The organism is Pseudomonas sp. H2_D02 (assembly GCF_054677635.1).
The window spans coordinates 4,502,507-4,525,491 of record NZ_CP162816.1 but is presented as its reverse complement, the minus strand read 5'-3'; the positions used below and the strand labels follow the sequence as shown (position 1 = coordinate 4,525,491).

Sequence of the window (22,985 nt, the reverse complement as noted above, 5' to 3'; positions counted from 1 at the left end):
CCCCCAATCAACTGTGGGAGCGAGCTTGCTCGCGATAGCGTCAGGTCAGCCAACATCTGTATCGACTGGTTCACCGCCATCGCGAGCAAGCTCGCTCCCACAGGGTAAGAGGTGGGTCAGGCCCGCAGGGTGCGAGTCATGCGCAACGCCAGCAGGCTGCCGCAGACGATCACGCCGGCCAGCAGGTACAACGCCGCGTCGGTCGAGCCGGTGGCGTCCTTGACCCAGCCCACCAGGTACGGGCTGAGGAAGCCGGCCATCTGGCCCATGGAGTTGATCAACGCCAAACCACCCGCCGCCGCGCCTGCGCTGAGCAGGGCGGTGGGCACCGGCCAGAACATCGGCAGGCCGGTGAGGGCGCCCATGGTGGCGATGGACAGGCCGAGGATGGCGATGGCCGGCGTAGTGGCGAAGTTCACCGCGATCAGCAACCCCACCGCGCCCATCAGCATCGGCACCACCAGGTGCCAGCGGCGCTCCTTGTGCAGGTCCGCCGAACGGCCCACCAGCAACATGAACACCGCCGCCAGCAAATAGGGGATCGCACTCAGCCAGCCGATCACCAGGTTATCGCTGAAGCCGAGGTTCTTGATGATCGACGGCAGCCAGAAGTTGATCGCGTATACGCCGCTCTGGATGCAGAAGTACACCAGGCCAAACGCCCAGATCGCCGGGTTCTTGAACACCGCCGCCAGTGAGTCGGTGCTGGTTTTCGGTTTGTTGGCCTGGTCTTCGGCGTGGTCGGCGGTGAGCACGGCACGTTCATGATCGGTCAGCCAGGTGGCCTTGGCGAAGGTGTCGCTGAGCAGGAAGAACGCCAGCGCGCCGAGGATCACCGTCGGGATGCCTTGCAGCAGGAACATCCACTGCCAGCCGGCTAGGCCACCTTGCCCGGCGGCGAAGTGGTTGAGGATCCAGCCGGAAAACGGGCTGCCAAGCAGGCCGGACACCGGGATGGCCGACATGAACAGCGCCATGATGCGGCCACGGCGGAACGTCGGGAACCACTGCGAGAGGTACAGCACGACGCCAGGGAAGAACCCGGCTTCGGCCGCGCCGGTGAACAGCCGCAAGGCGTAGAACTGGGTCGGCGTGGTCACGAACAACAGGCAGGTCGACAGCGTGCCCCAGGTGATCATCATCAGCGCGATCCAGCGCCGAGGGCCGAACTTGGTCAAGGCCAGGTTGCTCGGCACGCCGCACAGGACGTAGCCGATGAAGAAAATCCCGGCGCCGAGACCGTATACGGTTTCGCTGAATTTCAACGCGTCGAGCATCTGCAACTTGGCGAAGCCAACGTTCACCCGGTCGAGGTAATTGAACAGGTAGCAGATGAAGATGAACGGGATCAAGCGCAGGGTGATGCGCTTGTAGACGGTATTTTTTTCGTCGTGGGTAGCCAGGAGGGCTGTTGCGCTCTGGGACATGGCGGGTCTCTCTTTATTATGATTTTGGCGTGCCAAGGGGTAACGTTGACCGCCCCTTGAGTCTCGGCCAGCCCAAGGTCCCGTGTCTTTGTGCCGGAGCACAGGGTTTGCAGGCCGACCCTGTGCGCCTGACCAATCACGCGGGCGCTGCACCTCAAAAACAACAATCACGCCGCTTGCAAGGAACACCGCCCATGTTCGAACTCGATCACGACCTGGCGCAGGACATCGTCGACCGGGCGATGGCGATCCTGCCCTATAACGTCAACGTCATGGACAACCAGGGCCTGATCCTCGGCAGCGGCGAGCGCGAGCGCATCAATACCCGCCACGAGGGCGCGCAACTGGTCCTGGCCAACGGCCGGGTCGTGGAAATCGACGAACACACCGCCGTGCACCTCAAGGGCGTGCAGCCGGGGATCAACCTGCCGTTGATGCTCGACCAGCGGCTGATCGGCGTGCTGGGCATCACCGGCGAACCCGCACAATTGCGCACCTACGCCGAACTGGTGCGCATGACCGCGGAAATGCTGCTCGGCCAGCGCAACCAGCAGGCCGAGCAGCAATGGCGCCGCCAGCGTTGCGATGATTTGCTGGCGTTGCTGCTGGGCGATGCTGGGGATTCGCCACGGTTGCTCGACGAGGCGCAGCAGATGGGCCTCAAGCCGCAGCTGTCACGGGTGCCGTATCTGTTTGAACTGGGCCTGGAGCATGGCCCCGGGCAAACCGTGGAATCGTTGAGCGCTTGGTTGATGTCGCGCTACCCGGACAGTTGGTGCCTGACTCCGTCCAAATCCTCATTGCTCTGGTGCCGGCCGGTCACGGCTTCGGTGGAGAACGAGCGCCTGCTGGGCAAGCTCGACGGCTTGGGCTGGAATATTCTTCGAATCGCTGTGGGTGGGCAGGCCGAAGGCTTGGCGGGCCTGCGCCGTTGCTACCGGCGGGTGGCGGATTTGCTGGCGTATGGGCGCGATGTCCTGCCGCAGTCACGCTTGTTGATCCTCAATCGCTATCGTCTGCCGGTGATGCTCTGGCGGCATCGCAGCGACGATGCGCTGGACGAGCTGCTGACCCCGTTGCGCAAAGTCATCGCCAAGGACAGCAACGGCCAACTGCTGGCTACACTGCGAAGCTGGTGCGAACACGACGGCCAGAGCCAGGCCTGCGCCGACGCCCTGGGCATCCACCGCAACAGCCTGCGCTATCGCATGGAGCGCATCGCCGAACTCAGCGGCGTCGACCCGCTCAGGCTGGATGGGATGTTGGCGTTGTACCTGGGCGTCCAGTTGTTGCCACAGACCGTCGATACCCCCACATAACCTATGTGGGGTGCAATTGACTCATAACCCCGTGGCGAGGGAGCTTGCTCTCGCTGGGTCGCGCAGCGGCCCCAAAAAAGCGGCCGCTACGCAGCCGAGCGGGAGCAAGCTCCCTCGCCACAGATGCGCTGGCCACACGCTATGCGACCCAGCCTTTGTGAATTTGACCAATAATGCTCCAAGATTTTTGTGCGGCGGACCGGCGTCACGGTTACGGTCAGCTGGCAGCATGCTGTGCATCGGAACCGGAGAACAAAAATGAAAATAATCATCGCCCCCGACTCGTTCAAGGACAGTCTCAGCGCCCAGGGCGTGGCGGACGCCGTCGCGCAAGGGTTGGCCCAGGTCTGGCCGGATGCGCAGTTGATCAAGTGCCCAATGGCTGACGGCGGCGAGGGAACGGTGGAGGCGGTGCTTGCGGCCTGCAACGGCCAGTGGCGTGAAAACCGGGTCCGTGGCCCGCTGGGAGCCGCCGTCGAGGCCCGTTGGGGCTGGCTGCCGCAAAGCCGCACGGCAATCATCGAGATGGCTGAGGCCAGCGGCTTGCAATTGGTGCCACCGGGGCAGCGCGATGCTTGTTCCAGCAGCACCTTTGGCACCGGCGAACTGATCCGCGCCGCCCTGGATGAAGGCGCTAGCCGGGTCATTCTGGCAATAGGCGGCAGCGCCACCAACGACGGCGGCGCCGGGGCGATGCAGGCCTTGGGCGTGGCGTTGCTCGACGACCAGGGCCAGACGCTGCCGCCCGGCGGCCTGGCCCTCGGCAAACTGGCGCACATCGACCTGAGCCAATTGGACCCGCGTCTGGCCGGCGTGTGTTTCGAAATCGCCGCTGACGTCGACAACCCGCTCTGCGGCCCCCATGGCGCTTCAGCCGTGTTCGGCCCGCAGAAAGGCGCCTCCGGCGAACAGGTGCAGCAACTTGACCGGGCGCTGGCGCACTTCGCCGGACACTGTGCCCAGGTGCTTGACCGTGACGTTCGCGACGAACCCGGCAGCGGCGCCGCCGGCGGCCTGGGCTTTGCCGCCAAGGCTTTCCTCAAGGCGCAGTTTCGCACCGGTGTGGAAGTCGTCGCGCAATTGACCGGCCTGGCCGATGCCATCAGCGGTGCCGACCTGGTGATCACCGGCGAAGGCCGTTTCGACGCCCAGGCGCTGCGCGGCAAGACCCCGTTTGGCGTGGCCCGCATCGCCCAGCGCCACGGCGTGCCGGTGCTGGTCGTCGCCGGCACGCTGGGGGAGGGCTACGAAGCGCTCTATGAGCACGGCATCGATGCCGCGTTTGCCCTGGCGAACGGGCCGATGACGCTGCAAGAGGCCTGCACCGATGCGCCGCGCCTGCTGGCCGAGCGGGCCCGGGACATCGCGCGGCTCTGGCGGGTGGCGGCCCGCTGAATTCGCCCGCGCGGTAGTCGCCAGGACGCATCAGGCATCGCAGATTGCCTTCGGACATTGACCCGCCCGCACTCCCTGCGTAGCCTTGCGCCTTCGAGGTTCTTCGGCATGTGCCGAAGCTAAGAAGGGAACGCGGTCCAAGCCGCGGCTGCCCCCGCAACTGTGAACGGTGCCGTTTCTGCAAGGCCACTGTGCATGCCCTGTTACAACGGGCGCACGGGAAGGCGCAGCAAATTGTCAGCCCAGGCTTTGGATAAAAGCCTGCCTGGCCCGCCGTCAGCCAGGAGACCTGCCTCGACAACAGATTCTCACTACAACCGGGCGGGGTGATCCGGTGGCGAAATCTTCCGCGCACGCCCGTGCCTGCGGTTGTCGTCCCGTTTGCCCGCCACCTTGCCAAAGGGCATCCGATGAAAACACTGGCCAAACTCCCCGTCACCATCGTCACCGGTTTCCTCGGCTCGGGTAAGACCACCTTGCTGCGGCACATGCTCGACAACGCCCAGGGCCGGCGCATCGCGGTCATCGTCAATGAATTCGGCGAACTGGGCATCGACGGCGAGATCCTCAAGCAGTGCTCCATCGGTTGCACCGAAGAAGAAGCCAACGGCCGCGTCTATGAACTGGCCAACGGCTGCCTGTGCTGCACGGTGCAGGAAGAGTTCTTCCCGGTGATGCGCGAACTGGTGGCCCGTCGCGGCGACCTCGACCACATCCTCATCGAAACCTCCGGCCTGGCCTTGCCCAAGCCGCTGGTCCAGGCCTTCCAATGGCCTGAAATCCGCAGCGCCTGCACCGTCGATGCGGTCATCACCGTGGTGGACAGCCCGGCCGTCGCCGCCGGCACCTTCGCCGCGTTCCCGGATAAGGTCGATGCCCAGCGCAAGCTGGACCCGAACCTCGACCATGAATCGCCGCTGCACGAGCTGTTCGCCGATCAACTGGCGAGCGCCGACCTGGTGATCCTCAACAAAGCCGACCTGATCAACCCCGAGGACCTGGCAAAAGTGCGCCTGGAAGTCGCCGAAGAACTGCCGCCAGCGGTCAAGGTCATCGAAGCCAGCAGTGGTCGCCTGCCGCTGGACGTTCTGATCGGCTTGGGCGCGGGCTCCGAAGAACACATCGACAGCCGCCACAGCCATCACGACCACCACCATGACGGCGATGACGACGATCACGATCACGATCACGATGCCTTCGATTCGATTTCCATCGAACTGCCCCAGGCTGACGAAAGCCTGCTGCTGGACGCGTTGACGCAACTGGTGGTCCAGCACGACGTGCTGCGGGTCAAGGGTTTCGCAGCCATCCCGAACAAGCCGATGCGCCTGCTGATCCAAGGCGTCGGCACGCGCTTCGACAAGCACTTCGACCGCCAGTGGGGCGCCGACGAAGCGCGGGTCACGCGGCTGGTATTGATCGGCCAGGACCTGGACGCCGGGCTGCTCGAAGCGCAGTTGCGCGCTGCCCTCAGCGCCTGAGCCATGCACCTGCTCAGGACCCAGCCCGGCGGTTTCGTGTCGGATGACAACATCGCCGACCTCGGGCAAACCCCTGCCGAGCTGGTGATCCTGTGCAGCGGCGATTCCAGCCTGGCACTGCTGGCCGAAGCGGCGCGGCAGTTGCCGGACGACTACCCGCAGTTCCGCCTCGCCAACCCGATGCAGGTGCAGAACCACGCGTCGGTGGACCTGTATTTCGAAGACGTGCTGCAACACGCCAAGGTCATCTTGCTGTCGCTGCACGGCGGCATCGGCTATTGGCGCTACGGCATCGAGCGGCTGATGGAACTGGCCGGACGCGGTGTGCAATTGATCCTGGTGCCGGGGGACGACCGCCCGGACCCGGAGCTCAGCGACTTGAGCAACGTGCCTGTCGAAGATCGCGACCGGCTCTGGCAATTTCTCCGCCAGGGCGGGCTGGACAACGCGCTCAACCTGTTCCGTCATCTCGGCAGCCAATGGTTTGGCCGCGATTATTCGTGGGGCGAGCCCCAGCCCCTGGCGCGCACGGCGATCTATCATCCGGAAAAAAACAACGCGACCCTGAACGACTGGCAAGCCAATTGGCAGGCCGGCGAACCGGTGGCGGCGCTGTTGTTTTATCGCTCGCACCTGCAAGCCGCGAACACCGCGTTCATCGATGTGTTCTGCCAGCGCCTGCAAGCGGCGGGGCTCAATCCGTTGCCGATCGCGGTGGCGAGCCTCAAGGAACCCGCCTGTCTGGCCCAGGTAGAAGACTGGCTGGACGAGGTAGCGGCGGGGGTGATTCTCAATACCACCGGCTTCGCGCAATCCAGTCCGGAAGCACCGCACCTGCGGCCGTTTCGTCGCGATATCCCGGTGATCCAGGCGATCTGCGCCCAGGACAACGAACCCGGCTGGCGCGCCAGCGAACAAGGCCTGGGCCCGCGGGACCTGGCGATGCACATCGCCTTGCCGGAACTGGACGGACGCATCATCAGCCGGCCCATCAGCTTCAAGGACCTGGCCTGGCGCAGCGAGCGCAGCCAAAGCGACGTGGTGTGCTACCGGGCGGTGCCCGAGCGCATGGATTTTGTCGCCGGACTGGCCCGGCGCTGGACCACCTTGGCGCGCCTGCCCAACAGCGAAAAACGGGTGGCGCTGATCCTCGCCAACTACCCGACCCGGGACGGGCGCATCGGCAACGGCGTCGGCCTGGACACGCCGGCGGCGGCGCTGAATATCCTGCGGGCGATGCAGGCCGAAGGGTATCCACTGCCCGCCGCGTTGCCGGCCAGCGGCACCGCGTTGATCCAGCAGTTGCTCGGCGGCGTCACTAACGACCTGGACAGCCTCGACCTGCGGCCTTGCCATCAAAGCCTGGCCCTGGACGCGTACCAGGCCATGTTCGACGCGCTGCCCGAGGCCAATCGCCAAGCGGTGCTGGCGCGTTGGGGCGCGCCCGAGCAGGACCCGATGTTCCGCGACGGCCGCCTGATGGTCGCCGGCTTGCGCCTGGGCCTGACGTTCGTTGGCATCCAGCCGGCGCGGGGTTACCAGGTCGATCCGAGCGCGGTGTACCACGACCCGGACCTGGTGCCGCCCCATGGCTACCTGGCGTTCTATTTCTGGTTGCGCCACGCCTACGGCACCCACGCCGTGATCCACGTCGGCAAGCACGGCAACCTCGAATGGCTGCCGGGCAAAGGCGTCGGGCTTTCGGAGAGCTGTTGGCCGGACGTGCTGCTGGGACCGCTGCCGAACATCTATCCATTCATCGTCAACGACCCGGGCGAGGGCGCCCAGGCCAAGCGCCGCACCCAGGCGGTGATCATCGACCACCTGATGCCACCGCTGACCCGCGCTGAAACCTACGGGCCGCTGCGTAACCTGGAGTTGCTCGCCGACGAATACTACGAGGCGCAGCTGCTCGATCCGCGCCGCGCCAGGGAGCTGCAACGGGACATCCTCGCCCTGGTGCGCGAGACCCACATCGACCGCGAGTTGCAACTTGACGCCGCCCTCGACAGCGACGCCGATGCGGCGATCTGGCTGCCGCGCCTGGACACCTACCTGTGCGACTTGAAGGAATCGCAGATCCGCGACGGCTTGCACATCTTTGGCGAGTCGCCCGGCGGACGGCTGCGCATCGACACCTTGCTGGCGTTGTTGCGCATTCCCCGGGGCGACGGCAAGGGCGCCCAGTCGAGCCTGCTTCGCGCGCTGGCGAAGGCGTTCGGGCTGGGTTTCGATCCGCTCGATTGTGCCTTGGCCGAACCTTGGACCGGCGAGCGTCCCGAGGCTTTGCGCGACATCAGCGACGAGCCTTGGCGCACCGTCGGCGATAGCCGCGAGCGCCTGGAATTGTTCGCCGGACGGTTGATCGCACAAGCCTTGGACGGCGAGATCGGGCAGCTCGACGCGCCGGGTTGGGAGACGGTGCACGGCATCATCGACCACCTGCGCGCCGTCGTCGCGCCGCGCCTGGACGCCTGTGGCCCGGCGGAAATGCGCGGCTTGCTCGATGCCCTGGGCGGGCGTTTCGTACCGGCCGGCCCCAGTGGCGCGCCGAGTCGCGGACGCCTGGATGTGCTGCCTACCGGGCGCAACTTCTTCTCCGTCGATGTGCGCAACCTGCCCACCACCACGGCGTGGCGCATCGGTTTCCAATCGGCGAACCTGATTCTCGAGCGGCACCTGCAAGACCACGGCGATCACCTGCGCCAGCTCGGCTTGTCCGTGTGGGGCACCGCCACCATGCGCACCGGTGGCGACGACATTGCCCAGGCGATGGCGCTGATGGGCGTGCGTCCGGTGTGGGCCACGGGCAGCCAGCGGGTCGATGATTTCGAGATCCTGCCGTTGAGCCTGCTGGACCGGCCTCGGGTGGATGTGACGCTGCGGGTCTCCGGTTTTTTTCGGGACGCCTTTGCCAACCTGATCCGCTTGTTCGATGCGGCGGTGCAGGCCGTCGCGGCCCTGGATGAACCTGACGACCTGAACCCGCTGGCGGCCAAGGTCCGCGCCGAGCGGGAAGCCCTGCTGCAATCGGGCTTGCTCCCGGAAGACGCGGCGCGCCAGGCTGGCTGGCGGATCTTCGGCGCCAAGCCCGGCGCCTATGGCGCGGGTGTGCAGGGGGCGATCGACGGTCGGCTCTGGCAGAGCCGTGAAGACCTCGCCGAGGTCTACCTCAATTGGGGCGGCTACGCGTATGGCGCGAGTGACGAAGGCACCGCGGCGAGGGCGCAATTCTCCCGGCGCCTGAGCCAGGTGCAAGCGGTGCTGCAGAACCAGGACAACCGAGAGCACGACCTGCTCGACTCCAACGATTACTATCAGTTCCAGGGTGGCATGCTCGCTGCCGTGGAAACCCTCAGTGGCGAAGCCGCCGCCAGTTATCACGGCGATCACAGCCAGCCGGACCTGCCGAAGATCCGCACGTTGAAGGAAGAACTCAACCGCGTCATTCGTTCACGCGCGGCCAATCCAAAGTGGATCGACGGGGTCAAGCGCCACGGCTACAAAGGCGCATTCGAACTGGCGGCGACGGTGGACAACCTGTTCGCCTTCGACGCCACCACGCAGCTGATCGACGACCACCAGTACGCCTTGCTGGCCGATGCCTATCTCCTCGATCCGCATACCCGGGATTTCGTCCGCCAGCACAACCCCGACGCGCTGCGGGACATGACCGAGCGAATGCTCGAAGCGCAGCAGCGCGGGATGTGGCAGGAACCGGGGGATTATCGCGAGGCGCTGGAAAACCTGCTGCTGGACATTGAAGAAGATGGCTGACTTATCGATGAATGACGGGCTCTTGTGGCGAGGGAGCTTGCTCCCGCTCGGCTGCGAAGCAGTCGTCATCCAGAACAACAGCGTGACCTCAGGTTCTCGGGGCCGCTGCGCCCGAGGCGTCGGACCGACCCAGCGGGAGCAAGCTCCCTCGCCACAGGGGACCTCCTTACATGCATGAGATACCTCATATGACCGACACCCCACATTTCCCCCTCGCCGCCGTGGTCGGCGCCGATGCGCTGAAATTGGCCCTGTGCCTGGCGGCGATCGATCCGAAGATCGGCGGCGTGCTGATCGAAGGCCCGCGCGGGATGGCCAAGTCCACCCTGGCCCGGGGCCTGGCGGATTTGTTGGCCAGCGGCCAATTCGTGACCTTGCCCCTGGGCGCCACCGAAGAACGGCTGGTCGGCACCCTCGACCTGGGCGCGGCGTTGGGGGAAGGGCGCGCGCAGTTTTCCCCCGGTGTGCTAGCCAAGGCCGACGGCGGCGTGTTGTATGTCGATGAAGTGAACCTGCTGCCGGATCATCTGGTGGACCTGCTGCTCGATGTCGCCGCCAGCGGCACCAACCTGATCGAGCGCGATGGCATCTCCCATCGGCATCCGGCGCGTTTCGTGTTGATCGGCACGATGAACCCGGAAGAAGGCGAGCTGCGTCCGCAACTGCTCGACCGCTTCGGTCTCAACGTGGCCCTGGACGGCCATACCGCCCCGGCCGAGCGCGGGCAGATCATCCGTCGGCGGCTGGATTTCGACAGCGATCCGGCGGCATTTTGCGCCGAGTGGGAGCCTGCCCAGCAACGGTTGCGTGAGCGCTGCGAACAGGCCCGCGCAGGCTTGGCCCCGATCCCCTTGGATGACACGGCGCTGGGGCAGATCACCGAGCGTTGTTTTGCCGCCGGGGTCGATGGGTTGCGCGCCGACCTGGTCTGGCTGCGGGCTGCCCGTGCCCATGCCGCGTGGCGTGGCGCGCAAGCCATCGCTGCTGAAGACATCGACGTGGTTGCCGAGTTTGCCCTGCGTCATCGCCGCCGCGATCACACCGCACCGGCTCCGGCGCCAACCCAGGCACCATCGTCGACCCCGAATGAAACCAGCCAGCCCAGCGAAGGCCAGGGCCAATGGGGCGACCTGCCGCCTCGGGCATTGCCGACCGGCGCCCGGCGTGATGTGCCGAGCTGGCCAAAAAAGCCCTAGGCATTCGTCCCCGTTCGCCGGCGGGGGCGAATGCCAGACCCCGCGCCGGGCGACTCGACCAGGGCCGCCAGGGACGGAGCAAAGCGGCGACCGCTGGCCTGGTGGACTGGCCGGGTTCCTTGCTCAATGGACGTCCGCGCATGCTGGCCGACTTGCGTTTCAAATGGCGGCAGCGTTCGGCCCATGAGCTGTGGCTGGTGATCGTCGATGCGTCGGCCTCGACCCGTCGCCATCGGGCCTTGAGTGACGGCAAGGGCCTGCTCGCGCAACTGTTCGACGACGCCTACCGGCAACGCGCGCGGCTAGCGTTGTTGACCGCCAGCGGCGCCGCACCGACCTGGCAAGTGCAGGGGCTCAAGGCCTCCACCGGCCTGGGGCACTGGCTCGACGCGCTGGGCGCCGGCGGCGGCACGCCGTTGCTGGCGGCGATCGGCGAGGCGCAGCGCTGGCTGGCCGCCCGGCGCAAGCGCTTCCCGGCGGAGCGACAGCGAGTGCTGTTGATGACCGATGGCCGAGTGAAGGAAGGGCACTCCCTGCCGCCCCTCGATTGCCCCAGCCTGCTGATCGACATCGAGCGCGGCCCGATTCGCCTGGGCCGGGCGCGGCAATTGGCGGGGCAGTTGGGGGCTGAGTATCGGCATATCGATGAAGGCACTTGAAATGTGCTGTGGCTGTCTGGGCCCTATCGCGAGCAAGCTCGCTCCCACATGGGTTTCGCTGTGAGCACATAACTGCTGAACACCCCAGCTCCCTGTGGGAGCGAGCTTGCTCGCGATGGCATCACCGCGGTTTCAATGCTCTGCCCACCCAACCCGCATCACTGCTCTATGCTCAAGCAACCCTCAAAGGAATGAACCCATGCGCGTACTCGTCACCAATCCCCAGGACGATTTCCGGGTCAAGGCCTACGCCGGCACCAACGGGGTGCTGCTCGCCATGGACCTCGCCGAACCCCGGCGCAAGGGGCTGTTGGGCTTTGCCATCGAGAAGCAGGCGGGCGACAAGCCCTGGCTGTTCCTGTTCAACAGCCTGACCTTTCCCGACAAGGCCCACACCTTTCCCCAATTCCACGCCACGCCCAGCGACAAGGCACCGTTGCAGAAATTTCGCTGGGCCGATTACGCCGTCAATCCCGGCGTGACGATCCATTACCGCGTGCACCTGGCCTACGGCAGCCCCGATGCGCCGCAACTGGGCGAAGCCCTGGAAGTGAGCGTCACCAGCGACGACGGTCAACCGGCCAGCCAGCGGGTCATGTTCAATCGCGCGGTGGCGGCCAGCCAGGCGTTCCAGCGCAAGTTTCCGGAAGTGGATGCGCTGATCAGCGCCAATAAAAAGTTGTCCATCGAGGAATGGCCCGACGCGCCACGTCGCTGGCTGGAAAACGGCTTGCTGGGGCGCTTGATCGGCTTCATCGACCGGGCCCTGGATGCCAACTGGGCGCTGGACGTGGCCATCTATGAATACGAACTGCCGGTGATCGTCGCTGCGGTGAGCGCCGCCCATGCACGCGGCGCGCAGGTCAGGGTGCTGTACCACGCCGAGCCGGATGACGACACGACACTGCGCAACGAAGCCAGCCTGGAAAACCTTCCGGCTGCCAACAAACGTGGGCGGGTCACACACAATATCTTTCACGACAAGTTCATCGTCCTGAGCCGGGTCGAAGCAAACGGCACGTTGACGCCCGAGGCGGTGCTGTGCGGCAGCACCAATTTCACCGCCAATGGTGTTTATCGCCAGGCCAACGTCATCCATGTGCTGGACGATACACGGATCAGCGACAGCTACCGCCAGGTGTTCGAGCAGATCTGGCACGCGCCCGAGGACGTCGACGCCACCCGCGACTGGTTGACCCAATACAATCCCATGAGCGCCGATGACAAACTGTTCGCCGGATTTTCGCCCCGCAACGGGCGAGGTGATCTCGATCGCTTCGTCGACATCATCAGGTCCGCGCGCAAGGACCTGCTGTTCGTCACGGCATTTGCCTTGCCGGACACGATTCTCGATGCCTTGCTCGGCCAGCCGAATGACGATGTGCTGCGCTACGGCCTGCAGAACTCTGCCAGCCGCATCACCGGTTTCCATGCCGATCGCACCGCGGAGTTCGCCGCCACCGCGTTACTCAATACCGGCCTGGAAGGTTGGCTCCGGGAAAACATGAAGGGCCAGAAGGGCAACCTGCTGGTGCACACCAAGGCGGTGGTCACCGACTTCACCAGTGATGCCCCGACGATCATCAGTGGCAGCCATAACCTGAGCGCCGCGGCCAGCAGCGGCAACGACGAAAACTACCTGATCATCCAGGGCGACACCGACCTGGCCGACCGCTACGGGCTGGAACTGCTGCGCTTCTACGAGCACTACCGGTTCCGCTACTTTGCGAAAAAACTCGCCCTCAAGCAGGTCAAGCCCTTGGCGCCGAACGACAGCTGGACCGATGACTACTACCGCGACGGCGATCTGCGGATGTTGTCCCGGCTGAGGTTCAGCGCCCGTTAAGGGATTCAAGGCGCGACGTGGTAGGGGTTGCGCGGATCGTGGTTCCAATCCAGGAACGGCTTGCCGGTATCCACCGTCACCATCTCGATGCAATCCTGCACCGGACAGGTGATCTGGCAGAGGTTGCAGCCCACGCATTCTTCATCGATCACCTCGTAGGCATGGGTGCCGTCCGCCAACTTGAGGCTGGCGATGGCCTGGTGCGAGGTGTCTTCACAGGCGATGTGACAGCGCCCGCAACCAATGCAGGCGTGCGGGTCGATTTTCGCGATGACCTGGTAGTTGATGTCGAGGTACTTCCAATCGGTGGTGTTGCCCACCGCGCGACCGGAGAAGGCTTGCAGGTTGGCGTGACCGTGTTCGTCCATCCAGCGCGACAGGCCGTCCTTCATCTCCTCGACGATGCGAAAGCCATGCAGCATCGCCGCCGTGCAGACCTGCACCGCGCCGCTGCCCAAGGCGATGAACTCCGCCGCGTCGCGCCAACTGCCGATGCCACCGATGCCGCAGATCGGCAGGCCCTGGGTCTGCGGGTCACGGGCGATTTCCGCGACCATGTTCAGCGCAATCGGCTTGACCGCCGAGCCGCAGTAACCGCCGTGGGTGCTCTGGCTGCCAACGATGGGCAGGGCGACCATGCGGTCCAGGTCGACGCTGGTGATGGAGTTGATGGTGTTGATCAGCGACACCGCGTCGGCCCCGCCGCGATGGGCGGCCCGGGCGGCGACGCGGATATCGGTGATGTTCGGCGTGAGCTTGACGATCACCGGCAGCGAGCAATAGGTCTTGCACCAGCGCGTCACCTGCTCGACGTACTCTGGCACTTGGCCCACCGCCGCACCCATGCCCCGTTCCGGCATGCCGTGGGGGCAACCGAAGTTCAGCTCGATGCCATCGGCGCCTGTGGCTTCCACCAGGGGCAGGATGTTCTTCCAGGACTCCTCGACGCACGGCACCATCAGCGACACGATCAGCGCCCGATCAGGCCAGTCCTTCTTTACCTGGGTGATTTCCCGCAGGTTGATCTCCAGCGAACGGTCGGTGATCAGCTCGATGTTATTGATGCCCAGCACCTCGCGATTGGCACCGTAGTGAGCCGAGTAGCGCGAGGACACGTTCACCGCCGCCGGATCCTCCCCCAGGGTTTTCCAGACCACGCCACCCCAGCCCGCCTCGAAGGCACGCACGACGTTGTACGCCTTGTCGGTGGGCGGCGCGGAGGCCAGCCAGAACGGATTGGGCGCTTTGATGCCGGCGAAGACAATCGACAGATCGGCCATTACGCAGCCTCCACATTGAGCATGAGATGAGCATTGATTGCCTCGGCGGCGAGCTTGCCGTGCTGCACGGCCTGCACGGTGAGGTCCTGGTCGAGGCTGGTGCAATCACCGCCGGCATAGACACCGGGGATGCTGGTGCGCAGGTGTTCGTCCACCAGGATGCGTCCGTCCTGGCGCTTGAGCTCCCGAGCCAGCGGGTCCACCAGCGCGTCGTCGTCGAAGGCTTGGCCGATGGCTTTGAAGATGGCATCGGCGGGCAGGTCGAAGGTCTCGCTGCCGATCACCAGCCGACCGCTCTCCAGATGAGTCCGGGAGAAACGCATGCCGCGCACCACGCCGCTGTCGTCCAGCAGTACTTGCTGCGGCTGGGCCCAGGTCAGCAGGCGGACCTGATTGGCCTTGGCGATGTCCTGTTCGTGCCCGGTGGCGCCCATGTCCTCCAGGCCGCGTCGGTACACCAGGCTGACGTCGCGGGCACCGAGGCGGGCCATTTGCACGGCCATGTCGATGGCGGTGTTGCCAGCACCGAGCACGATGCAACGGTCGGCCAGCGGCAACTGGCTGAGGTCGTCAGCCTGGCGCAACTCGCGAATGTACTCGGTGGCGGCCAGCATCCCTGACGCTTGTTCGTCGCTCAGGCCCAGCTGTTTGCTGGCAGCCAGGCCGAGGCCGAGGAACACCGCGTCGAATTGCTGGTGCAGGTCGCTCAGGCTGAGGTTGTCGCCGAGCTTCTGGCCGTGACGGATCTCGATGCCGCCGATTTCCAGCAAGAAGTCCAATTCACGTTGCGCGTAGTCGTCCACCAGTTTGTACTTGGCGATGCCGTATTCGTTGAGGCCGCCGGCCTTGTCCCGGGCTTCGAAAATCACCACGTCATGGCCGTGCATCGCGCTGCGGTGCGCGCAGGACAGCCCGGCGGGACCTGCCCCGACCACCGCGATGCGTTTGCCGCTGGCGGCGGCGCGTTTGAACGGGTGTTCGCTGAAGTGGGCATTGTCGACGGCGTAGCGTTGCAACAGGCCGATCAGCACGGGCGCGCATTCCTGGGCGTTGTTGCGCACGCAGGCTTGCTGGCACAGCACCTCGGTGGGGCAGACCCGGGCGCAACTGCCGCCGAGGATGTTCGCCGAGAGAATCCGCTGGGCCGCACCCTGGACGTTGTCCTGGTGAATGTTGCGAATGAACGATGGAATATCGATCTCGCTAGGGCAAGCGTTCACGCAAGGCGCGTCGTAGCAGTACAGGCAGCGGGACGCCTCCAGGTGGGCCTGGCGCGCATTGAGGGGCGGCGCCAGGTCACTGAAGCGGGCGGCGAGGGTGGTCGGGTCTTCCTGGGAATGGGGGAGATGGCTCAAGGGCTGGATCATGGAATCGGGCCTCACGGTGTTTGAGGTGCTGCCTCTGGTGGGCAGTGGTTTTTTCGTTGCCTGGGCTGACGCTTTCGCGAGCAAGCTCGCTCCCACAGGGGGCTCTGCTGTGCACATGGTTTTTGCATTCACCCAAAATCCAGTGTGGGAGCGAGCCTGCTCGCGAAGGCCGAAGGCCTCGATTTCAGCGTTTCACAGCAGTCGGCTTATTCAACTCAGCCCGCTTGCTCAGCAAATCGAACACCGCCGGATACGCCGGTCGTTCGATATAGCGCCCGTCCCCGCGTTCGGCCCGCAGGTCGCCGTCGGCCCAGACCAGCCGACCCTGGCTGATGGTGTGGCTGGGTACGCCGCGCACGGTCTTGCCTTCGAAGATGTTGAAGTCCACTTGCTGGTGGTGGGTCTTGGCGGAAATCGTCCGGCTGCCCTGGGGATCCCAGAGCACCAGGTCAGCGTCGGCACCGACGCGGATCGCGCCTTTGCGTGGGTAGAGGTTGAAGATCTTCGCGGTGTTGGTGGAGGTCAGGGCAACGAAGTCGTGCATCGACAATTTGCCGCTGTTGACCCCTTCGTCCCAGAGCACGGCCATGCGGTCTTCGATACCAGCGGTGCCGTTGGGGATCTTGCTGAAGTCATCGCGGCCGGCGGCTTTCTGTTCCGCGCAGAAACAGCAGTGGTCGGTGGCGGTCGTGTGCAGGTTGCCGGATTGCAGACCATGCCAGAGCGCTTCTTGGTGCCCGCGCGGACGGAAAGGCGGGCTCATCACATAACCGGCGGCGGTCTGCCAGTCGGGATCGCGATAGACACTGTCGTCCAGCAGCAGATGCCCTGCCAATACTTCACCGTAGACCGGCTGGCCCTTGCCGCGGGCGTAAGTGATTTCGTCCAGCGCTTCTTTCGTCGAGACGTGTACCAGGTACAGCGGCGTGCCGAGGGTCTCGGCGATACGGATGGCCCGGCTGGCGGCTTCGCCTTCCACCTGGGAAGGGCGCGACAGCGGGTGGGCTTCCGGCCCGGTAATGCCTTGGGCCAGCAGCTTGCGTTGCAGGTGATAGACCAGCTCGCCGTTCTCTGCATGCACGGTGGGCACCGCGCCCAGTTCCAGGCAGCGTTCGAAGCTCGCCACCAAGGTGTCGTCGGCGGCCATGATCGCGTTCTTGTAGGCCATGAAATGCTTGAAGCTGTTGACGCCGTGATGGCTGACCAGCTCGCCCATTTCCTCGCGAACCTGTTCGCTCCACCAGGTGATCGCTACATGGAAGCCGTAGTCGCTGGCGCTTTTTTCGGCCCAGCCCCGCCATTGATGAAAGGCTTCCATCAGCGATTGCTGGGGGTTGGGAATCACGAAGTCGATGATCGAAGTGGTGCCTCCGGCAAGCCCCGCCGCCGTGCCGCTGAAGAAGTCCTCGCTGGCGACCGTGCCCATGAAGGGCAGTTGCATATGGGTGTGGGGATCGATGCCGCCTGGCATCAGGTATTGACCGCTGCCGTCGAGCACTTCGGTCGCGGCCGGAACATCGAGGTTTTCACCAATGGCCTTGATCACGCCGTCGGCGCAGAACACATCGGCGCGATAACTTTCATCATGGGTAATAACGGTGGCGCCACGGATCAACAGAGACATTCCGAGTTCCTCGCAGGGCATGACCGACTGTTGCCGGCTCTTTATGTTTTATCCATTACGGTAGGTTAGTCGCGCAGTGTTTTAATCTTGTCACGACTGTCAGGATTAGACGCTAGCTTGAGTTATTGAAATGAGCAAGATTATTTTTTATAAGCTTATTCGTTTTATAACCTATTGAATTTAAAGTATTAACTATTCAAATCACCAAATTGGTGAGCATGCTCACCAATTTGACGCACTTGACAGGATCGCTATTTGAGCGAGATTTATCATGGTAAATCAGCCGCTTGAAAGCGCTTGTAGTGCGGTCTAGACACTTCGCGTGGATCAACGGCGCACCACTTTGAATCTCCCACTCGACAGGACGCGGAGGTCATCTAGCCTGAACATCGATGATCAGAGAGTGGAGCAGGACGACAAGTTGACCTTAAAGCGTTGAAGATCAAATGGTTGAAAGGAATATATCGATTACCCCGTCAGTTATTCAGATCATTCGGCACGGTTATTGAGTGTTGTCGTGGTCTGGCGAGGTGATTGGCAGTACGTGTGCAAGTACTCCAGCCATCGCCCGTCGATGAGCAAAAATAATGAAAACAGTGGAGCGGACATGACCAGATCAACAGTGACCGAGCGCGACGGATTATTCGAACTCGAAGCCGGCAGCGACGTCCTCGACAGCCCCCGTTACAACCACGACATCGCACCCACCAAGGTGCACGAGCGAACCTGGAACAAATGGCACATCACCGCACTGTGGGTCGGCATGGCGATCTGCGTGCCGACCTATACCTTGGGCGGCGTGCTCACGGCCTATTTCGGCTTGACGGTGGGCGAGGCGCTGCTGGCGATCCTGTTCGCCAACATCATCGTGTTGATCCCGCTGACCTTGAACGCCTTTGCCGGGACCAAGTACGGCATCCCGTTCCCGGTGCTGCTGCGCTCGTCCTTCGGCGTCATCGGTTCCAACGTGCCGTGCCTGATCCGCGCCCTGGTCGCCTGTGGCTGGTTTGGTATCCAGACGATGTTCGGCGGGCTGGCGATCCACCTGTTTCTCGGTTCGGTGTTCGAGGGCTGGAAGAGCCTCGGCGGTACCGGCGAAGTGATCGGCTTCATGGTGTTCTGGGTCATCAACCTGTGGGTGGTGCTGCGCGGCGCCGAGTCGATCAAGTGGCTGGAAACCTTGTCTGCGCCGCTGCTGGTTCTGGTGGGGGCCGGGCTCCTGGTCTGGGCGTTGCCCAATGTGTCGCTGACCGAGCTGATGGCGGTCCCGGCCAAGCGACCCGAAGGCGCTGGCGTGACTGGCTATTTTCTCGCCGGGTTGACGGCGATGGTCGGTTTCTGGGCCACCTTGTCCTTGAACATCCCGGACTTCAGCCGTTATGCCAAGAGTCAGAAGGACCAGATCGTCGGGCAGATCATCGGCTTGCCGTTGACCATGTTCCTGTTCGCCTCCCTCGGCGTGGTCATGACCGCCGCCTCGGAAAAACTGGTGGGCGTGACCGTCTCCGACCCGGTGTCTTTGATCGGGCACATCCAGAGCCCGATGTGGGTGGCGTTGGCCATGGTGCTGATCATTGTCGCCACGCTCTCGACCAACACCGCGGCCAACATCGTCTCGCCGACCAATGACTTCCAGAACCTGGCGCCGAAACTGATCGGCCGTACGAAGGCCGTGCTGCTCACCGGCCTGGTGGGGCTGGCGCTGATGGGTCACGAATTGCTGAAAAAACTCGGCTGGATCGTTTCCGACGTCAGCCTGGAGTCAGTTTATTCGAATTGGCTGCTGGGCTATTCGAGCCTGCTGGGGCCGATCGCCGGGATCATGGTGGTGGATTATTTCCTGATCAAGCGACAGCAGTTGGACCTGGCCGGCTTGTACCGCGACGACATCTACCCGGCCTGGAACTGGAACGGTTTCATCGCCTTTGGCGTACCGGTGGCGCTGACGCTGCTGTCCCTGGGCAGCAATGCGTTCAGTTGGTTCTACAGCTACGGCTGGTTCACCGGCTCGGCGCTGGGCGGAGTGATTTATTACGGGTTGTGCAGTATGCGAGCGAGCCCGTCCGTTGCTAAAACAGCGGTGTGAAGGAGGGCCTCTTCGCGAGCAGGCTCGCTCCCACATTGGATTGGGGTGGATGAAAAATTTGTGTGCGCAGCACATCCCTGTGGGAGCGAGCTTGCTCGCGATGGCGGCCTCAAGTACACCGAAAACATGCCAGAAAAAATGGAGATCCCCATGAACGCAGCCACCGACGTCCTGCAATCCACCCACCAGCACATCAACCGCGACCGCCTCTGGCAATCACTCATGGACCTGGCCCAGCTCGGCGCCACGGTCAAGGGCGGTGTGTGCCGGCTGGCCCTGACCGACCTCGATCGCCAGGCCCGCGACTTGTTCGTGCAATGGACCGAAGCGGCAGGGTGTACGGTCAGCATCGATGCGGTAGGCAATATCTTCGCCCGGCGCCCGGGGCGCAATCCGAACCTGCCGCCAGTGATGACCGGCAGCCACATCGACACCCAGCCTACCGGTGGCAAGTTCGACGGCTGCTTCGGCGTATTGTCCGGGCTGGAGGTGCTGCGCACCCTCAACGACTTGGGCATCGAGACCGAGGCACCCTTGGAAGTGGTGGTCTGGACCAACGAAGAAGGCTCGCGCTTCGCCCCGTGCATGATGGGCTCCGGGGTCTTCGCCGAGAAATTCACCCTCGAAGAAACCCTCGCCAAGACCGACGCCGAAGGCATCACGGTGGGCCAGGCGTTGAACGCCATCGGTTACGCCGGCTCCCGGCAAGTGAGTGGTCATCCGGTGGGCGCGTATTTCGAGGCCCACATCGAGCAGGGGCCGATCCTCGAAGACGAGGGCAAGACCATCGGCGTGGTGATGGGCGCCCTCGGGCAGAAATGGTTCGACCTGACCCTGCGCGGCGTCGAGGCCCACGCCGGCCCCACGCCGATGCACCTGCGCAAGGACGCCCTGGTGGGCGCCTCGATCATCGTCGGTGCCGTCAACCGCGCCGCCCTCGGTCATCAACCCCACGCCTGCGGCACGGTCGGTTGCCTGCAAGCCTATCCGGGGTCGCGCAATGTCATTCCTGGCGAGGTGCGCATGACCCTGGACTTCCGTCACCTGGAACCGGCGCGCCTGGATTCGATGATCGCCGAGGTCAAGCAAGTGATCGAAGACACGTGTCGGCAGCACGGCCTGACCTTCGATTTGAAACCCACGGCAGACTTCCCGCCGCTGTATTTCGATCCGGGCTGCGTCGAGGCGGTGCGCGGCGCTGCACAAGGGCTAGGAATGTCGCACCTGGACATTGTCAGCGGCGCCGGCCATGACGCGATTTTCCTCGCGGAACTGGGCCCCGCCGGCATGATCTTCGTGCCCTGCGAAGGCGGCATCAGCCACAACGAAATCGAAAACGCCGCCCCCGACGACCTCGCCGCCGGCTGCGCCGTGCTGCTGCGCGCCATGCTGGCCGCCTCCCAGGCGATCGCCGAGGGGCGCATGGCGGCTTGAGGCTGGCGCACTATCCCAGAGCCATGTGGTCGTAACCTTCAACGCATCCATGCCTGAACGTGACGACCCATGGAGACCCAATGAATCAGGATGTCCCGAACACCGACACCAATCGCCGCCAGTTGCTGCAGATCATCGCCGGGCTGTCCGACGGCGTCATACTCGTCGAGGTCGACCAGACCATTGCCTGGGCCAACGAGGCTGCGCTGACCATGCACGGTGTCCAGGAACTGAGGGAACTGGGCACCAATGCCAAGGAATATGCCCGGCGTTTCAACTTGCGCTATCGCAATAATCATCCGCTGCCTGAAGAAAACTATCCCATCGCCCGCGTGGCCCGTGGTGATGAGTTCAGTGACGTGCTGGTGGAAGTCACGCCAGTGGCCGATCCCGATCGAACCTGGGTGCACCGCATCCGCAGCATGGTCCTGGCCGACCGCGCTGCCGGCGAGCCGGAATACCTGGTGCTGATTCTCAGCGATGCGACCGAGTGGGCCAGCGCCGAGCAGCGTTTCGAGAGAACCTTCGCCGCCAACCCGGCGCCCGCGGTGATCTGCCGTCTCAGCGACTTGCGCTACATCAAGGTCAACCCCGGCTTCCTGGAAATGACCGGCTACAGCCGCGAGCAGGTGATCGGCCGTTCGGTGTACGAATTGGATGTGCTGGAGGCCGCCGAGAAGCGTGATCTCGCCATTGAACGCCTCAGCCAGGGCGCAACCATTCCGCAAATGCAGGCCGAAATGCGCTTGCCGGACGGTACGAACAAGCAGGTGATCGTCGCCGGACAGCCGCTGGACCTGCACGATGAAGACTGCATGCTGTTCTCGTTCATGGACATGGAGCCGCGGCGCAAGGCCGAGACCGCGCTGCGCCAGAGCGAGGAGCGCTTCGCCAAGTCATTCCGCCTGTCCCCGGTGCCGACCTTGATTTGCAGCGGCGAGTTGCAACTGTTGGAAATCAACGAAGCCTTCCTCCAGGCGACCGGTTACGCCAGCGAGGAACTGCTGGGCAAGACCGTGGACGAAATCGGCTTCCTGGACAAGGAGGCGAGCGCTGCGTTGTTTGCCCGGCTCGAGAAAGCCGCCGCCGTGTCCAGCGTCGATGTCAAGGTACACAAGAAAGGCGGCGAGCAGATCGATTGCGAAGTGGCCGCCGATACCGTGGCAATCCAGGACAAACCCTGCTATTTGCTGGTGCTGATGAACATCACCGAACGCAAGCGCTCGGAGCTGGAGTTGGTGGCGGCCATCGAGGAAGTGATGAAGGACGCCTCGTGGTTCAGCCGGACCCTGATCGAAAAACTGGCGAATGTGAAAAGCATCAACGCGCAATCACCCTCGACGTCGTTCACCGAACTGACGGCCCGGGAGCGTGATGTATTGGGGCTGATTTGCGAAGGCCTGGCCGACAAGGAAATTGCCGCGCGCTTGAAATTGGCCCCCAACACCGTGCGCAATCATGTGGCGACGCTGTATTCGAAACTGGACGTTCACAGCCGCAGCGAAGCGATCGTCTGGGCCCGGGAGCGAGGTCTTTTCGGGAACGAATGGCGGATGAAGGCACCATGATAGCTAGTGCATATGCACCTGGCATTCTGGTGCAAATTCGGGTTCTACCCAGGCGGTTACGTCCCTAGGCTGGTGGGGTGCGACATTTGTTGTAGGTGTCGCGTCCCCACGAAACAGTCAAGGAATACGTCACGATGTGCAGCAAACCCTTCAAAAGTGAGATCGACAGGACGTCTGCGGGAGCCAGGAGGCCGGAACGATTTTCCGGCCATTTGCGACTTCGAAGCTGAGGTGCGACCCATGACTCACCTGGCTCCGTTACGCGCCCGTCTCGAAAACAGTTTTGCGCCGCTGTCCTGCGACTGCAGCCTCAATGGCGACGGCACGCTCACCATTCGTTTGTATCACCAGGAAAGCGGCGAGGTCGACCTGGTGGTCAGCGGCATGAGCGTCGACAGCATCCGCTCTGAAGAAAGTCTGGAAAAGCTGGTCGATGAGTTGCGCTATGAGCTGCATAACACACCGTTGCATCGCAGTGATCCTGCCTGACTCCAAGGTCGACGGGAGTTAGTTGTGGCGAGGGGAT

15 protein-coding genes and 1 riboswitch are annotated in these 22,985 nt (G+C 63.9%); of the genes, 11 read left to right on the top strand and 4 right to left on the bottom strand.

Annotation, left to right across the window (positions count from 1 at the left end; genetic code table 11):
* Nucleotides 1-116: 116 nt before the first annotated feature.
* Nucleotides 117-1,427, bottom strand: a complete 1,311-nt coding sequence (locus AB4N42_RS20560; protein ID WP_460115242.1) for an MFS transporter — start codon at nucleotides 1,425-1,427, stop codon at nucleotides 117-119.
* A gap of 194 nt (nucleotides 1,428-1,621) precedes the next feature.
* Here AB4N42_RS20560 and AB4N42_RS20555 point away from each other — a divergent pair, with 194 nt between their 5' ends.
* The 7 genes from AB4N42_RS20555 to AB4N42_RS20525 all read left to right on the top strand — a co-directional run bounded on the left by AB4N42_RS20555 (nucleotide 1,622) and on the right by AB4N42_RS20525 (nucleotide 13,100).
* A complete protein-coding gene (locus AB4N42_RS20555) occupies nucleotides 1,622-2,746 on the top strand; it encodes a sugar diacid recognition domain-containing protein (protein WP_030141251.1) in 1,125 nt (374 codons plus the stop codon).
* A gap of 258 nt (nucleotides 2,747-3,004) precedes the next feature.
* Nucleotides 3,005-4,141: a glycerate kinase gene (locus AB4N42_RS20550; RefSeq protein ID WP_460115241.1), complete on the top strand. Its 1,137-nt coding sequence runs from the start codon at nucleotides 3,005-3,007 to the stop codon at nucleotides 4,139-4,141.
* 79 nt (nucleotides 4,142-4,220) lie between these two features.
* Nucleotides 4,221-4,452: riboswitch (cobalamin riboswitch) on the top strand.
* A gap of 99 nt (nucleotides 4,453-4,551) precedes the next feature.
* Nucleotides 4,552-5,622, top strand: coding sequence for a cobalamin biosynthesis protein CobW (gene cobW / locus AB4N42_RS20545; protein WP_460115240.1), 1,071 nt, complete (start codon nucleotides 4,552-4,554; stop codon nucleotides 5,620-5,622).
* A gap of 3 nt (nucleotides 5,623-5,625) precedes the next feature.
* Nucleotides 5,626-9,399 carry a cobaltochelatase subunit CobN gene (gene cobN / locus AB4N42_RS20540; protein WP_460115239.1) on the top strand — a complete coding sequence of 1,258 codons (3,774 nt, stop codon included), beginning with the start codon at nucleotides 5,626-5,628 and terminating at the stop codon, nucleotides 9,397-9,399.
* A gap of 188 nt (nucleotides 9,400-9,587) precedes the next feature.
* Complete coding sequence (locus tag AB4N42_RS20535) at nucleotides 9,588-10,595, top strand: ATP-binding protein (protein ID WP_460115238.1); 1,008 nt, start codon at nucleotides 9,588-9,590, stop codon at nucleotides 10,593-10,595.
* Between the two features lie 101 nt (nucleotides 10,596-10,696).
* A complete protein-coding gene (locus AB4N42_RS20530; RefSeq protein WP_033864565.1) occupies nucleotides 10,697-11,254 on the top strand; it encodes a vWA domain-containing protein in 558 nt (185 codons plus the stop codon).
* A 199-nt stretch (nucleotides 11,255-11,453) separates the two neighbouring features.
* Complete coding sequence (locus AB4N42_RS20525) at nucleotides 11,454-13,100, top strand: phospholipase D-like domain-containing protein (protein ID WP_407683490.1); 1,647 nt, start codon at nucleotides 11,454-11,456, stop codon at nucleotides 13,098-13,100.
* Nucleotides 13,101-13,105: 5 nt separating this feature from the next.
* Here the strand turns inward: AB4N42_RS20525 and preA are convergent, their stop codons facing one another.
* From preA to hydA, 3 genes are all read right to left on the bottom strand, one after another.
* Entirely contained in the window at nucleotides 13,106-14,380 is a 1,275-nt protein-coding gene (gene preA / locus AB4N42_RS20520; protein ID WP_323154738.1) for an NAD-dependent dihydropyrimidine dehydrogenase subunit PreA, read from the bottom strand.
* Complete coding sequence (locus AB4N42_RS20515; protein WP_030141260.1) at nucleotides 14,380-15,747, bottom strand: NAD(P)-dependent oxidoreductase; 1,368 nt, start codon at nucleotides 15,745-15,747, stop codon at nucleotides 14,380-14,382. Before AB4N42_RS20515 ends, preA begins: the two co-directional genes overlap by 1 nt.
* 184 nt (nucleotides 15,748-15,931) lie before the next feature.
* Nucleotides 15,932-17,371: a dihydropyrimidinase gene (gene hydA / locus AB4N42_RS20510; RefSeq protein WP_217861716.1), complete on the bottom strand. Its 1,440-nt coding sequence runs from the start codon at nucleotides 17,369-17,371 to the stop codon at nucleotides 15,932-15,934.
* Between the two features lie 607 nt (nucleotides 17,372-17,978).
* Here hydA and AB4N42_RS20505 point away from each other — a divergent pair.
* The 4 genes from AB4N42_RS20505 to AB4N42_RS20490 all read left to right on the top strand — a co-directional run bounded on the left by AB4N42_RS20505 (nucleotide 17,979) and on the right by AB4N42_RS20490 (nucleotide 22,948).
* The gene (locus tag AB4N42_RS20505; protein ID WP_030141262.1) at nucleotides 17,979-19,457 is read left to right on the top strand and encodes an NCS1 family nucleobase:cation symporter-1; all 1,479 of its coding nucleotides are present in this window, start codon (nucleotides 17,979-17,981) and stop codon (nucleotides 19,455-19,457) included.
* Between the two features lie 150 nt (nucleotides 19,458-19,607).
* Nucleotides 19,608-20,891: a Zn-dependent hydrolase gene (locus AB4N42_RS20500; protein ID WP_198797438.1), complete on the top strand. Its 1,284-nt coding sequence runs from the start codon at nucleotides 19,608-19,610 to the stop codon at nucleotides 20,889-20,891.
* Nucleotides 20,892-20,971: 80 nt separating this feature from the next.
* Nucleotides 20,972-22,459, top strand: a complete 1,488-nt coding sequence (locus AB4N42_RS20495; RefSeq protein WP_460115237.1) for a helix-turn-helix transcriptional regulator — start codon at nucleotides 20,972-20,974, stop codon at nucleotides 22,457-22,459.
* A gap of 240 nt (nucleotides 22,460-22,699) precedes the next feature.
* The gene (locus tag AB4N42_RS20490; protein ID WP_030141265.1) at nucleotides 22,700-22,948 is read left to right on the top strand and encodes a DUF1652 domain-containing protein; all 249 of its coding nucleotides are present in this window, start codon (nucleotides 22,700-22,702) and stop codon (nucleotides 22,946-22,948) included.
* The last annotated feature ends 37 nt before the right edge of the window (nucleotides 22,949-22,985 follow it).

Coding starts and splice junctions, on each gene's coding strand:
- AB4N42_RS20560 (WP_460115242.1), bottom strand. CDS start 1,427: ATGTCCCAGAGCGCAACAGCCCTCCTGGCTACCCACGACGAAAAAAAT.
- AB4N42_RS20555 (WP_030141251.1), top strand. CDS start 1,622: ATGTTCGAACTCGATCACGACCTGGCGCAGGACATCGTCGACCGGGCG.
- AB4N42_RS20550 (WP_460115241.1), top strand. CDS start 3,005: ATGAAAATAATCATCGCCCCCGACTCGTTCAAGGACAGTCTCAGCGCC.
- cobW (WP_460115240.1), top strand. CDS start 4,552: ATGAAAACACTGGCCAAACTCCCCGTCACCATCGTCACCGGTTTCCTC.
- cobN (WP_460115239.1), top strand. CDS start 5,626: ATGCACCTGCTCAGGACCCAGCCCGGCGGTTTCGTGTCGGATGACAAC.
- AB4N42_RS20535 (WP_460115238.1), top strand. CDS start 9,588: ATGACCGACACCCCACATTTCCCCCTCGCCGCCGTGGTCGGCGCCGAT.
- AB4N42_RS20525 (WP_407683490.1), top strand. CDS start 11,454: ATGCGCGTACTCGTCACCAATCCCCAGGACGATTTCCGGGTCAAGGCC.
- preA (WP_323154738.1), bottom strand. CDS start 14,380: ATGGCCGATCTGTCGATTGTCTTCGCCGGCATCAAAGCGCCCAATCCG.
- AB4N42_RS20515 (WP_030141260.1), bottom strand. CDS start 15,747: ATGATCCAGCCCTTGAGCCATCTCCCCCATTCCCAGGAAGACCCGACC.
- hydA (WP_217861716.1), bottom strand. CDS start 17,371: ATGTCTCTGTTGATCCGTGGCGCCACCGTTATTACCCATGATGAAAGT.
- AB4N42_RS20505 (WP_030141262.1), top strand. CDS start 17,979: ATGACCAGATCAACAGTGACCGAGCGCGACGGATTATTCGAACTCGAA.
- AB4N42_RS20500 (WP_198797438.1), top strand. CDS start 19,608: ATGAACGCAGCCACCGACGTCCTGCAATCCACCCACCAGCACATCAAC.
- AB4N42_RS20495 (WP_460115237.1), top strand. CDS start 20,972: ATGAATCAGGATGTCCCGAACACCGACACCAATCGCCGCCAGTTGCTG.
- AB4N42_RS20490 (WP_030141265.1), top strand. CDS start 22,700: ATGACTCACCTGGCTCCGTTACGCGCCCGTCTCGAAAACAGTTTTGCG.